Annotated in this window: 10 protein-coding genes and 1 tRNA gene; 6 read left to right on the plus strand and 5 right to left on the minus strand. The window is 38.8% G+C overall.

All coding sequences use genetic code 11. From position 1 onward, the window contains the following. Nucleotides 1-38: 38 nt before the first annotated feature. The 5 genes from GQR44_RS17395 to GQR44_RS17415 all read left to right on the plus strand — a co-directional run bounded on the left by GQR44_RS17395 (nucleotide 39) and on the right by GQR44_RS17415 (nucleotide 4,520). Nucleotides 39-114 (plus strand) — tRNA-Val (locus GQR44_RS17395). 474 nt (nucleotides 115-588) lie between these two features. Further along, nucleotides 589-1,605: a Fe2+-enterobactin ABC transporter substrate-binding protein gene (fepB, locus tag GQR44_RS17400; protein WP_166372954.1), complete on the plus strand. Its 1,017-nt coding sequence runs from the start codon at nucleotides 589-591 to the stop codon at nucleotides 1,603-1,605. Beyond that, nucleotides 1,598-2,638, plus strand: coding sequence for a Fe(3+)-siderophore ABC transporter permease (locus tag GQR44_RS17405; RefSeq protein WP_166372955.1), 1,041 nt, complete (start codon nucleotides 1,598-1,600; stop codon nucleotides 2,636-2,638). The genes fepB and GQR44_RS17405 overlap by 8 nt, the downstream gene beginning before the upstream one ends. Continuing rightward, nucleotides 2,635-3,669 (plus strand): iron chelate uptake ABC transporter family permease subunit, encoded by a 1,035-nt coding sequence (locus tag GQR44_RS17410; protein WP_166372956.1) that lies wholly within the window; start codon nucleotides 2,635-2,637, stop codon nucleotides 3,667-3,669. The genes GQR44_RS17405 and GQR44_RS17410 overlap by 4 nt, the downstream gene beginning before the upstream one ends. Then, the gene (locus GQR44_RS17415; RefSeq protein ID WP_166372957.1) at nucleotides 3,669-4,520 is read left to right on the plus strand and encodes an ABC transporter ATP-binding protein; all 852 of its coding nucleotides are present in this window, start codon (nucleotides 3,669-3,671) and stop codon (nucleotides 4,518-4,520) included. The genes GQR44_RS17410 and GQR44_RS17415 overlap by 1 nt, the downstream gene beginning before the upstream one ends. Here the strand turns inward: GQR44_RS17415 and fes are convergent. Together fes and GQR44_RS17425 are read right to left on the minus strand one after the other, a co-directional pair. After that, nucleotides 4,517-5,833, minus strand: coding sequence for an enterochelin esterase (gene fes / locus GQR44_RS17420; protein WP_166372958.1), 1,317 nt, complete (start codon nucleotides 5,831-5,833; stop codon nucleotides 4,517-4,519). The two genes, GQR44_RS17415 and fes, sit on opposite strands and share 4 nt — an antisense overlap. A gap of 89 nt (nucleotides 5,834-5,922) precedes the next feature. Beyond that, complete coding sequence (locus GQR44_RS17425; protein ID WP_166372959.1) at nucleotides 5,923-6,966, minus strand: AraC family transcriptional regulator; 1,044 nt, start codon at nucleotides 6,964-6,966, stop codon at nucleotides 5,923-5,925. A gap of 108 nt (nucleotides 6,967-7,074) precedes the next feature. On the opposite strand from GQR44_RS17425, the gene GQR44_RS17430 reads away from it, so the two are divergent. Then, nucleotides 7,075-9,117: a TonB-dependent receptor gene (locus tag GQR44_RS17430; RefSeq protein WP_166372960.1), complete on the plus strand. Its 2,043-nt coding sequence runs from the start codon at nucleotides 7,075-7,077 to the stop codon at nucleotides 9,115-9,117. Nucleotides 9,118-9,391: 274 nt separating this feature from the next. Here GQR44_RS17430 and GQR44_RS17435 read toward each other — a convergent pair whose 3' ends face one another. From GQR44_RS17435 to GQR44_RS17445, 3 genes are all read right to left on the minus strand, one after another. Then, nucleotides 9,392-10,132 (minus strand): DUF1499 domain-containing protein, encoded by a 741-nt coding sequence (locus tag GQR44_RS17435; protein ID WP_166372961.1) that lies wholly within the window; start codon nucleotides 10,130-10,132, stop codon nucleotides 9,392-9,394. Nucleotides 10,133-10,449: 317 nt separating this feature from the next. Then, a complete protein-coding gene (locus GQR44_RS17440) occupies nucleotides 10,450-11,043 on the minus strand; it encodes a MepB family protein (protein ID WP_166372962.1) in 594 nt (197 codons plus the stop codon). A gap of 147 nt (nucleotides 11,044-11,190) precedes the next feature. Then, the gene (locus tag GQR44_RS17445; RefSeq protein WP_166372963.1) at nucleotides 11,191-11,598 is read right to left on the minus strand and encodes a GNAT family N-acetyltransferase; all 408 of its coding nucleotides are present in this window, start codon (nucleotides 11,596-11,598) and stop codon (nucleotides 11,191-11,193) included. Nucleotides 11,599-12,998 lie beyond the last annotated feature (1,400 nt).

The raw sequence follows: 12,998 nt of genomic DNA on the forward strand, positions 1-12,998 counted from the left end.
GTCGCAAAATCACTTCGCTTTCAACAGCTTCTATATAAGCTCGCTTAACTCAGTTGGTAGAGTGCCGCCATGACATGGCGTAGGTCACTGGTTCAAGTCCAGTAGCGAGCACCACTTTTTAGTCTTAATAATCCTCAGTGTTTTAATAAATAAATATTATTTGAACTTGTTCTAATCTATTTTTAAAATTATTGTTTTACTCCCTCTACAATTAATAACACCTTAAAATTATTAACACTTTAAATTATTAAACCCAATTCCCCAATTGTATCAAATCATATTGCTTTCTTTATCGTTCAGCGATAAACCACACGTCATGTGTTGACTGTAAAAAGCCACATCTAACCTCTTCCTAACGATCTATTCAAAGTTTTATTTAGTCGTTTCTTGATAATAATGCAGAATGCAAGATCTTAGTCTATTTGACAATTCAGACTTACCAACAATTACCCAATAATTACCAAATAATTACCCAATAATTTATTTGAATCCAAGTTTTAAAAGACCACAAAAGATAATAATTATCACTTGTATTAAATGAATAAATTTAACGATATAATCATTTTTATTTTATTCAAGGTGTTACACATGATTCGATTACTTGCCCGCCCTTTCTTAATCTTGTTTGCTGGGCTTTTATTAGTAAGTTGTGGTGATGCACAAAAAATTACTTCTGCATTAGCAATCGATCAAGTAGAAAAAGATCCCGCAGGTTGGCCAAGAAGTATCATGACCTCACAGGGCCTATTAACACTTGATAAGCCACCTCGGCGTATTGTATCTACCAGTGTCACCTTATCTGGCACCTTACTCGCGATAGATGCACCTTTAGTCGCTTCTGGAGCAACAATGCCAAACACTAACGTCGCCTCTGTGAAAGGTTTTATGCGTCAATGGGATAGTGTTGCAGAACAACGAGGTGTAAAAGCTCTGTATCAAAGTGAACCTAATGCCGAAGCCATTATTAAAGCCCACCCCGATATTATTATTATTTCAACTACTGGGGCCGATTCGGCAATGCGTTTATATGATCAACTTAAAGATATCGCCCCCACTCTCGTCATTCGCTACGATGATAAAAGTTGGTTGCAACTGGCGCAAATATTTGGAGATCTTTTCGGCTTAGAAGCACAAGCTAAATCAGTCATTGATTCATTCCAACAACAAGCAGCTGAAACTAAAAAAAGCATTAAACTACCAGTACAACCCACTACTGCTATGGTCTATAACCCAGATGGCAGTGGCGCCAGCATTTGGACAAGCCAGTCAGCACAGGGCCGTTTATTGGAAGAGTTAGGCTTTACCCTTGCCGTCATTCCAGATTCAATTAAAGGCGATATTAGTATGGGCGTTCGCGATGACATTATTATCGCGAAAGGTGAACGGTTTCCAGATGCTGTGACAGGAAAGTCCATTTTATTATTTGCTACTGAACAAGCGTCTGAGCAGCTAATACTCGACAATAGTTTTTTGCAAAACAATAAAGCGGTTCAAAACAAGCGAGTGTATGCCGTTGGTAACGATACTTTTAGACTCGATTATTACAGCGCAACCAATCTACTAACGCGATTACAGTCGCTGTTTGGTGACAGTAGCAATGAATAGTGTTCAGACTTATAACGGTTCAACAAGCCGTTATCAATGCTTAGTATTAAGTCACTTTCAATGGCTAATGCTTTGCATAGGATTATTAGCCTTGATCATGGTCGCTAGCTTATGTATTGGTGCAAAAGCTTTATCCATCAGTGATATTTACCATGTTCTATTTTCTGGTCAAGGCGGATTAACACATTCCATCATCTTTGAAGGTCGCTTACCAAGAACATTAAACGGTTTATTTGTAGGAATGGCCTTGGGTACTTCAGGTGCTTTAATACAAGCAATCACAAGGAATCCATTAGCAGACCCTGGCATACTCGGCATCAATTTAGGCGCTAGCTTGGCAGTCGCAATCGCAGTGGTGTTTTTAGGCGTGACACAGTTCAGTGATTTTTTCATTTATGCAGCGCTGGGCTCATTAGTCGCTAGTTTATTGATATTTACCATTGGTAGCCTCAGTGCAGGTAAAGTTGACCCGCTTAAATTAACCTTGGCAGGTATCGCCTTAGGGGCGGTATTCGCAGGTCTTAGTTCAGCATTAATCCTATTTAATCCACTGGCCTTTGACCAAGTACGATTTTGGACAGTCGGTAGTTTAGATATTCGTACCCTATCGGTCCCTTTGTATATTGCCCCAGTTGTTATTGCCGGATGTCTATTAGCCTTGAGTATAACGCCCGCATTAAACGCATTTAGTTTAGGTGATGCGTTAGCTGCGTCGCTGGGAAGTAATCCAATCCGTGTGCAAATAGTTGGTTTAATGACCATTACCTTACTGTGCGGCGCTGCAACTGCTGCCGCAGGCCCAATAGGCTTTGTTAGTTTAATGATGCCTCATATTGCCCGTTGGATGGTCGGCCCAGATCAGCGATGGATAATCCCATTCAGTTTTATCCTCACGCCTAGCTTATTACTTATCGCAGACATTATCGGTCGTTTACTGATAGTCGGGGAACTAAGAGTGTCTATTGTCACCGCTTTTATCGGCGCACCTATTCTTATTTATCTGGTACGTCGAAAAGGAGCAAGTAGTTTATGATCTCCAATTCAATTAATTTTAAGAATATTAATTTACGATCAGTTTTTGCAATACCTTCAGAGATCAGTTTAGCGGTCGCTTTAACAATAACTTTAGGGATAACCTTAATCTTTTTTACCCTGTTCATTGGTGATGATGTTGTAAATAACTTACAAAGTATTTGGCATTTAATCACCGGTGAAGCAGATAAGTATCAATCGATTGTTGTTTGGCAATGGCGAGCTTCAAGATTATTCTCTGCTCTGGTTATTGGCGCTGCACTGGGCATTAGTGGTGCGGTTTTCCAATCATTAGTCAGAAATCCTTTAGGTAGTCCAGATATCACAGGTTTTAATGTCGGCGCGTTCACTGGCGTACTGGTTTCCATCGCCCTATTTGGCAACTTTTACTGGTACAGCGTAATTGGATCCTTAATCGGTGGTTTAGCTGCTGCGATTTTAGTTTATATTTTTGCTTATAAAGATGGACACTCAGGTTTCAGGCTGATCATTGTAGGTATTGCCATTAGCGCCACCTTGACCGCATTTAATCAATGGTTGTCTCTGACCGTTTCATTAGAAACCGCAATGACCGCAGCTCTATGGAGTGCGGGATCATTAAATGGCATGACCTGGGGACGTATATTACCAGCTAGTCTATTAATTTTGTTGTTAGTCGGCTTAGCATTACTATTAAACACACGTATGAAATTATTAGAAATGGGCGATGATATTGCCGCTGCCTTAGGGTTATCAGTGAATAAAACACGCTTGCTATTAATGTTGATCGGGGTGTCGTTAACGGCAGTTCCCACGGCCATTACAGGCCCGATCTCTTTTATATCACTTGCAGCTCCGCAAATAGCACGTCGGCTACATTCACAGCAACATATTACCCTTGTCGGCTCTGCGCTAGTGGGTGCATTCCTGTTAATGACTGCAGACTTTATTGGTCAACATAGTTGGCAAAACGCTACCTTACCAGTAGGACTTGTCACCATTAGCTTAGGTGGCCTTTATCTAGTTTATTTGATTATTCGAGAAGGTAAATAATGACACAAGCATCATCTCAACTAAGCTTTGCAAACACAGCAGAGATACACACCGTACAGTCTGCGCTTGAAACAAAATCAGTAACACTGGCTTACGAGCAAAACGTGATAGCCAAAAACCTATCAGTAGAAATCCCTAACGGTAAATTCACGGTGATTGTCGGGCCAAACGGCTGTGGAAAATCAACCCTATTAAGATCCTTAAGTCGTTTATTACTCCCACAATCGGGGGAAATATTATTAAATGGGGAAAATATACACAGTCAATCTACGCGAGAAGTGGCTAAAAAACTAGGTTTGTTACCGCAATCGGCTATTGCGCCTAACGGTATTAAGGTAATAGATTTAGTCTCCCGCGGCCGATTCCCACACCAAAAGTGGTTTCAACCTTGGTCAGAAGCGGATCAAAAAGCCGTGGAATTAGCAATGCAAGCCACAGGCGTAATGGATTTTGCGCAGCATAATGTGGATCAGTTATCAGGAGGACAACGCCAACGGGTCTGGGTTGCGATGGCATTAGCACAAGAAACATCGTTATTGTTATTAGACGAGCCCACCACCTATTTGGATATTGCGCATCAAATCGAACTAATGGATCTATTTCAAGATCTTAATCGAGTTCAAGGCCATACATTGGTTGCTGTATTGCATGACCTTAATCATGCTTGTCGTTATGCCGACCATTTAATCATGATAAAAGCAGGAAAAGTAATCGCCACGGGTTCACCAAATGAGATTGTCACTGAGGACCTTATTAAACAAGTATTTGGTTTATCCTGTTTAATCTTGCCGGATCCCATTTCAAATACGCCGCTAATTATCCCTCGCGGCAGAGCAGCAAAAACAAGCTAGATCTTACTGGGGAACAGCGCGACTAAACCATTTATCAAAGATGATCGCCATGATAACCAATCGTGGCCACCATCCACTTCTTGATAGATTATATTCGCGCCATTTTGCTTGAATATTTCATAATACAACGCGTTATAAACGCTTAATTCTTTTTCTGCATTGCCTACGGTTTGATAAATATGTAAATCGGCAACACTTATCTCTTTATTTGATACCCGTTCAGCTAAACTATTTTTTGGTAGTACTTTACTCCAATCTGGATTCGCTAATTTAAAGGCATCCGGATCTTGCATTCTTTCAATTTCCGGCCACCAAAACGAGCCAGATAACGAGATCACCTTGGTAAAATAGGCTGCAAAATAGGTTCCTGCGTAGACAGCAGATAACCCACCTAAACTTTGCCCTGCAACAACATATTCTGTGATGGATTTATGCGAGAGTAATAGCTTATCGGCAACTTGAGGTAACAACTCTTGGATGATTGATTGCCAAAATGGTTGATAACAGCTAAGTTCCTGCCAACGTGTTTTGTTATCAATAGCTGGAATTAACAGATAATGTGCTGGTGCAATTTGATTAAGGTTAGTTAAATATTGCAATACAGATAGCATTCCAGAATCTTCGCCCCACTTTTCTCCATCCAATAAAATAACTAAAGGCGCATTGCCACTAGCCGTAGAGAAAAGAGTGCATTGCCGCTCATTATCCAATTGTTCAGCAAACCATGTGAAATTAACATATTCAGCAATAGGCAAGCTCGCAAGCTTACCTTGATCCCATTCATGCCACCCTAACTCTCGTGGTGCACTCGGTAAATGTAGAGGAGAGCTCAGCCCCCAAGCGGACACAATCGTTGGGCCGGTATTTAATGGGTCCTGAACCTGCTGCTTGACCACCTCTAACCACCAGCGGCGTTGTGCATCTCGACTTCCGTCACTTTGTTGTTTAACAAGTCTTGGTAATTGATGTGATTGAATCGGTATAAAAGAATAGCTGCTACGCCACTTTTCATTAACATTTAAACAAGCAAACCATAGATCGCTGTCACCATACCTTGTTAGACAGCTAGGTTGCCAAGTATTGTGGTTAGTCAGGGCACTCACATTTAAGATAACCGCGCTGGTTGTTGACGAGGGCTTGCCACCTTCAGGATCTTGCCATATAAATAAAACCCTACAACCTCCACCCTGTTGCACTTTGATCAAAGGACTTCCATTTTTAACGAGATCATTCCACCATCGAGACGAAGCAATGCTTTTATTGGAGAGATTAAAATAAGTTAATAAACTATCTAATGGCGGTGTGTTGTTCATTAATAACCTTTTGAAATTTGACACAAGTGTTGCTAAACAATCGAATAAACAGTGTAACAAACAATGTAATAAGCAATCATTTAAAGCATCTACGCATGATCGGTTTTAAGGATGAGATCCTGTGGTGGAATACCAAACGCTTTTTTAAATGCACTGGTAAAATTTGAAGGATGGCGATACCCGGCATTATAAGCGGCTCCAGAGATTGTCATTAAACCCGCCTCTAGTTGCTGTTTGGCAATATTTAAACGCCGACGGCGAATGTAACCTAATACACTGATACCCAATGTGCTTTTAAACTTATGCTGCAAGCTAGAAACACTCATTGCCGAAAACTTTGCCAAATGGCTGACCGTCATATCTTGATCTAAGTTGGCTTCAATATAAGACACTAATGTATCAAAAACTCGATCGTAACCTATTGAATCTTCATTTGATGTGGTGTTTTCAACCTGATTTATGACACTAACTGTCTCGTTTAGTTGCATAAGTACTTTAAGCAACAACTGCTGCGTTAAAGATTCAAGGTGCATTTGCTCGATGGCCGTACTTGGCGCGCTGGATTCAATAATATTAGTCGTTAAAGAAAGTATCTCAGTTGTTAATTGCAGTTCAAAATTAGCTAAATGTTGGCTAATAAAATGACTAAAATTATCATCACAACGAATACGATGTTCAATCCATTGCTGCAGTAATATGATGTTAAGTTTAGCAACTTGATTATCTTTAAATAGCGTACGACGAAAGCTAACTGGTCTAGTCAAACTAACAACAACACCTCGTTGTTGTTCAGTAGCATCATAAAAAAAGTTTAAATCATCATAACCAAAGTCTAATTTACCTGCTAATAATATGGTGATACAGAGTGATTTTTTTGCAGTGGCCAGTACTTGAAAATCGACTAATTCCTTAGTCTTTCCCCCATGTAGTATAAAATTATTATTCACTTGATAAGAGATAAGGTCGCCTTTTATTAACGCTAAACTTTGCTTATTTTTACCTGCATTAATGGCGTTAGAGTGACTGTCAGATAAGATAGTTTTTTGCTTTAAATCTCCAATTGTTCGAATAAAAGTACCTTTAGGCAAAGTCTGTTTTAACTTCCCTTTAAACTTCATATTATTTTTTTCCATAACTGAATAGCCGTTTTGCATAACTTATTGTGCTGTGATCTTAACAGTAATTACATTAACATTAATGATAATAAATATCATTACCAATTAATCAAAAGAAACACAATAATGGAACTAGTAAATATGAAGCATTGCAAAATATATGCAGGCATTATGATCGCGTTAACCGGTCAAGTCATGGCAGAAGAACCTTCACACACAGAAATGATCATTGTGACAGGGGAAAAAATGGATAGAGATATCAAGGAGACCACCACAGCAGTAACCCTAATAGAAGGTGAAGATATTGATAAAACGGGTGCCAAAACAGTGAATGACGTGATCATTAAAGCTCCTAACGTAGTCACATCAGGCTTTGGTAGTGTTAATGTTCGAGGAGTTAATGGTAGTGGTGCGGCAACCGGATTCTACGCAATTCGAAGTGGTGCTCGTCAACGTGTTGATACAAATGTCGATGGTGTTTCCGATGCATTTACTGGCTACAACTTTAGTGGTTCAGGAGTGTGGGATGTACAACAAATAGAAGTACTTCGTGGTCCACAATCAACGACACAGGGTGAAAATTCTATTGGTGGTGCTGTTTCAGTTAAAACCAACGATCCTACTTTTGCGCCCGAATATGCAATTCGTGGTGGTGCTGAAATTTACAAAAACGGTAATGTAATGAAAAACGTTGCATTAATGGCATCTGGCCCAATCAATGAACAATTAGCATACCGTTTTGCATTCGACGGTACCGATGGACAAAGCTATATTACCTACGATGGCGATACCATACCTGTCGATCCAGAAGATTCAAGAAACTTAAACTTCCGTGGTAAATTACTATGGAAACCAGCCTTCAATGAAGATCTATCAATCAAATTGACAGCAAACTACCGCAAAGCAGATGGTAACTACTTAAACTGGGCAAACTGGGACGATGGTTCAGGGCATAAAGATGAAACCTTAACGCTAGGTACTAATTATAACGAAGGCCTTGGCCGTAACTTCAGTTACAACACACGCATTCAAGATTCTGATGTTTACAATATTTCTTCTGAAATTAAATATAAATTAAGTAATCAAGTGGCAAGTAGCACCCTGCTGTCATTCAATAGTCAGACAAATATTTTTGACCAATACCCAACCGAACAAACTTATAATTTCAAAGATAAAACTAGAAAAATAGAGAGCCAATTAACTTTCACACCAAGCAATTCTAACGTTGATGGATTTGTAGGTGTAATGGCTGCTGATCGAGAGAATACAGTATCAAGTGAAAGCTTCTCTACGGAAGGTCAAACAGACGAAACACGCTTAGGTCTGTTCGGTGAAATGAACTATTACATTAACGACCAATTCACGCTCACAACTGGTGCACGAGTTCAATACGAAAAACAAGACAGATTATTTACTGCAACTTATGTAACTAATGATATAGATGATGATATTGAAGATGTTTTTGTATTGCCTAAACTTGCTTTAACTTACAGCCCGAACGAAGATACAACCTTTGGCGTTTCAGTACGTCAAGGTTATAACTCAGGTGGCCTTGGTTACTATAACTACGCAGGTGCTTCTGAGGTCTATACTTATGAAAGTGAAACGGTCAATGCCTATGAGCTAAGCGCTAAAACAGCATTAAATAACAGCACTACCATCAACACAGCTATTTTCTACAATGACTACACAGACTACCAAGGTATTTCTGATTACAAAATTACTAACGTAGGTAAAGCACATACAATGGGTTTAGAGGTCGAATTATCTCACTGGTTAACTGACAGCTTAGAAGTACGTCCATCAATTGGTTTGTTAAAAACTAAAGTTGATTCAGACGACAGGTTTGCAGGTAATGAACTATCAAATGCACCAAAACTCAATGCATCATTAGGATTAACGCAATACATTGGCGAAAACCTAACACTCGGTGCCGATGTTACCTACGTCAGTGAATACTACTCTGACCTTGATAATACTGAAGATTACAAAGCTGGTAATTATGCAATCATAGGTACAAGTGTTGATTATACTGTTGGCGATCTATTAATCAGTGGTTACATCACTAACTTAACAGATGAAGATGTTGTGTATTTAATTAACGGTGGTTACCGTGCATCGGTAGGCCAAAGCCGTACTGTCGGTTTAAACTTAACTTACCGTATGTAATCGGTAATGATAAAAAAACCTTGTAGCCTTTACACTAAAGTAGGCTAACAGCGCTAGCATTAAAAAAGGTGGATCAGCAATGATTCACCTTTTTTATTCATACAACCAGCATTTAACTAAACCCATTAAGTCTGAGGGTAAAATTTATAACGCTGAAGAGATGCATGCTAACCTGCAAGATTGAGCAACCTTCCTCGAACAAAAATATATATCTCTATTTTTCCTCATATTAGCCACTCATTCAGCTACTTATTTCACCTGACAATAACTTGCATTAAAAATCCTCAATAAACTGACGAATTCGTTTGGCATTTTGTCCCCGATCACCGCGACCAACTCGAGAGTGAGATCTAATATCTATAATACTACTGTTGCCGTTTTCACGAATTCGAATAACAATATCGTCTTTAAAACCAAAAAAAGCTGTTGTATCAACGGCTTCAATAATCCCACTAGCATCATCCTCTGCGATTAATTCCCACCCAGAGTCGCTAACTATTTTAAGACCACGTTGAAAAGCAGCTTGGCTACTAAGTTTTGATTGGATAGGCGCAATATCTGGGAATGCATCTGCTTGCCTTTCCACAGCCGATTCACCAGGATAATCCAAAGTATTGCTATCACTAGGTCGAACTCCTGCAACTGCATCGAATTGAGGCGGATCTAAAGTGTCCGTTGAAATATCATTAAGCGCAGGCCCTGCAGGCGAATCATATTCAGAAGGTTGACTAGTTACTGCTACAAAAACGAGTGCAGAAAGCATTAATGCTGCAATCCCACTCATCAAACTCGAAATCAGTTCTCTACGAATCAATGAAAATATAAAAATTACAGCAGAAAAAATAGCGACACCTGCACTTATCTGAACAGTCAATCGTGTTAATCCTGCGGCATCCCTAAACCCCATCGTTCCACCTTTTACACTGAACATGCACCAAGCAACGACTGAGATGCAAGCAATACTAGCGACGAGTGCAAGAGCTGCCCATTTTTTCGGTTTTTTTAATAATGACATTAAAAATCTTTCCTTTTTAAAAAAATCACATTAGAGATCTATTTAACTTCACTTTATTTATAAATCACAAAAAATTTTACTTTAAACATTTTATGACTCAAATTAGGTCGAGCTTACAGAGGAGTAGGTTAAGGCGAGGTTAATAAAGAAAGGGAGTATGTAACAACATATCGTGAAGAACTATCGCCTCAAAACCACAGAGATTAACATTAATTTTCAAAGGAAAAATCTGACTATCATTCCCAGCTCCCGCCTCCCAAAAAAAGCGATATAAAGAGAAACAACCTTAATCAATTGTTAGGTGTGAGTGACGTACTTTATATTTGAAGCAGCTTTTTCAATTCACAGGGGTTTATTAAACCATTTTCATCAATATCTAGAAAAAATGGAATTTGCCAGCGTTGGGTTTTCTTACCTGACTCAGAAAACACCTTAGTACCAACATCCCCTCTATCTTCGCTCCACGGTGGAAATACTCTGAAGCCAGTTTTTCCTTTATTTTTTACTGAAGCTAAAATCCCTTTTTCAATTAAAAGATAAACAGGAAAGATAAACATTCCATATTTGGATCTATGCTCAATCCCTTCCGAAATATTCGAATGGCTCTCTACATGTATAAATAAATAATCAAGATCATCAGATGTTAATGGTATAGGTTTAGGTTTATTACTTGTTAAATCCTCTAAAGGAGGACGTTGCCAAACAGCCAAAAAAGCACCCGGTCTATCTGAGGTAATTTTGCCTTTGCGATAAACAATACGTCGATCATTAAGATGAAAGTTTAACGCTTCATATTTAGCGCTTTCAGGTAAGGGATCTAGCTCGACCTTTCGAGTGATTTTATAACCTACTGGCACAAACTCTTTAATTAATAAAAACGTTAACTCGTCGAGATAATTTTTGTTTCTCAAAAAAAACACCTTTAAAAATTTAATCTTATTAAGCCATTAAAATGAAGTTAGCTCATACATCTCACACAGTATTAAGTGGTGAGTTACAGTTGACTAAAATGTATAGCAAAGAGAACGACACTTGTTATTTTGCGTTGAAGCAACTTTTCAGGCATTAATACAACGCATTAATTTAATGCCACCGACATCAGTCGAAAAATCAAAACTCGAATAGAACGATTCCATTTCAGGTAAGCAATATAACTCGAAATGCTTTACCTTTTTTAACTTTTCATGGTTTTTAATAAGACTCATTATTTTTTGCCCTACCCCATTGCCACGACAACTATTACTTACAATCACATCAAAGATAATTGCCTTGTAAATAAAGTCGCTAATAATACGAGTAAAGCCAATTAAGTTACTGTCATCGTCGAGTATTCCAATACAAATTTGAGAGCCTTTTACACAATCTATTGTATCTTCTAGCGAGCGATCTTTAGCCCACCAGACTTCTTTATATAATTGATGAACTTGCTTTGTATGCTCATCTGAAAACTCGTAGATAATCGTCATATCTTATAGATTCCTAATGCACTATTACGATGCAAAAAATTGTTTGCCAAAATTTGTGAAGAGAAACAATGCTAGACAGCCAACGTCGAACAATGCTAGACAGCCAAAACTTTTACAATTAAAAAATGAGTTAATGATGCACAAAGTTGAGTGAAATATGGTCAAAAAACTGTAGATTCTCGTCAACAGATGAAAGTTGAAGATAAATTTCTGAGTATAAAATAGATTTTATAATGTTTTAGACAGATAAATATTTTAGCTTTCGCTAATAGCTTATAAAGAAAGAAAAAGAGCAATAAATTAATGCATATTTCGTCGTAATTCGTTTTTACTGGCAATCCAACGCTTACCGGTATGCGCTGCAAATGCGGCTAATTCATCTAACGAGCCTACCGCACCTTGGTAGTCTTTTCCAAAACTACTCGCTAGCGATAACCAACTTTCACTATCAAGTCCAAGTGTGTTAAGCAATTTAGGGTGATGGCTAACAATTGCACCGCGTTTATCATCTCGTAAAATACGACCGCTCCAATCGACCAACTCGATATAATCAAGCAGTGAGAATGGTATCCCCTTCTGACTACTTACAAGAGATTGAGCTTCATGCTCATCACCTATAAAGCCCAATAAGGGCTTTTTCTTAAAACTTAACCCGACCAAAGAAGACTCTTTGTTGTTTTCCTCTTTAAAAGCAACACCATGTATGCGCTCATAAGCAGANTACAAGAGATTGAGCTTCATGCTCATCACCTATAAAGCCCAATAATGGCTTTTTCTTAAAACTTAACCCGACCAAAGAAGACTCTTTATTGTTTTCATCTTTAAAAGCAACACCATGTATGCGCTCATAAGCAGATGTATATTCTGACGTTTCAACACTATTATTCATTTTGGCACGAATTGGATTAAGGTCGACATAAGCCATACAAGTTAACAACGCATCTTCATCTAATAGCGCTTGCGATTTAAAGCGTCCTTCCCAGAATCTTCCTGAGCAGTTATCTTCTTTATTGGCTTTACGTGCAATGAACTCATTGATACAACGCATAAACCAAGAGATATCTGCTAAGCGCTCTCGCCAGTCCTTGATGATATTAAGTGCAGTCAGGTTTTCTGCAGTCGATACCGTTTGTTGTGTTAACCAACGTTGGATGAGCGTTGGCATTGAATACAAGCATCCCCATCGCTGGCAAACCTGTTCATCACTAAGCAATTGATTTTCTTGCTCATCGATGTGCAGCACCAAATGATAGTGGTTCGACATAATGGCATAAGCACAAATATTAATACTGAAAATAGAGGCAAGATGATGCATGCGTTCAACCATCCATTTCCGACGATGTTCGAATGATTGGCTCGTGTATTTATCCTCGCCGCACAAGTAAGCACGGCGAACACAA

The sequence above is a fragment of the Psychromonas sp. SA13A genome (genome assembly GCF_011378715.1).
In the GTDB taxonomy this organism is placed as follows: domain Bacteria; phylum Pseudomonadota; class Gammaproteobacteria; order Enterobacterales; family Psychromonadaceae; genus Psychromonas.

Excerpts from the sequence above, each read along its gene's own strand:
- fepB (WP_166372954.1), top strand. The coding sequence starts at position 589 with ATGATTCGATTACTTGCCCGCCCTTTCTTAATCTTGTTTGCTGGGCTT.
- GQR44_RS17405 (WP_166372955.1), top strand. The coding sequence starts at position 1,598 with ATGAATAGTGTTCAGACTTATAACGGTTCAACAAGCCGTTATCAATGC.
- GQR44_RS17410 (WP_166372956.1), top strand. The coding sequence starts at position 2,635 with ATGATCTCCAATTCAATTAATTTTAAGAATATTAATTTACGATCAGTT.
- GQR44_RS17415 (WP_166372957.1), top strand. The coding sequence starts at position 3,669 with ATGACACAAGCATCATCTCAACTAAGCTTTGCAAACACAGCAGAGATA.
- fes (WP_166372958.1), bottom strand. The coding sequence starts at position 5,833 with ATGAACAACACACCGCCATTAGATAGTTTATTAACTTATTTTAATCTC.
- GQR44_RS17425 (WP_166372959.1), bottom strand. The coding sequence starts at position 6,966 with ATGGAAAAAAATAATATGAAGTTTAAAGGGAAGTTAAAACAGACTTTG.
- GQR44_RS17430 (WP_166372960.1), top strand. The coding sequence starts at position 7,075 with ATGGAACTAGTAAATATGAAGCATTGCAAAATATATGCAGGCATTATG.
- GQR44_RS17435 (WP_166372961.1), bottom strand. The coding sequence starts at position 10,132 with ATGTCATTATTAAAAAAACCGAAAAAATGGGCAGCTCTTGCACTCGTC.
- GQR44_RS17445 (WP_166372963.1), bottom strand. The coding sequence starts at position 11,598 with ATGACGATTATCTACGAGTTTTCAGATGAGCATACAAAGCAAGTTCAT.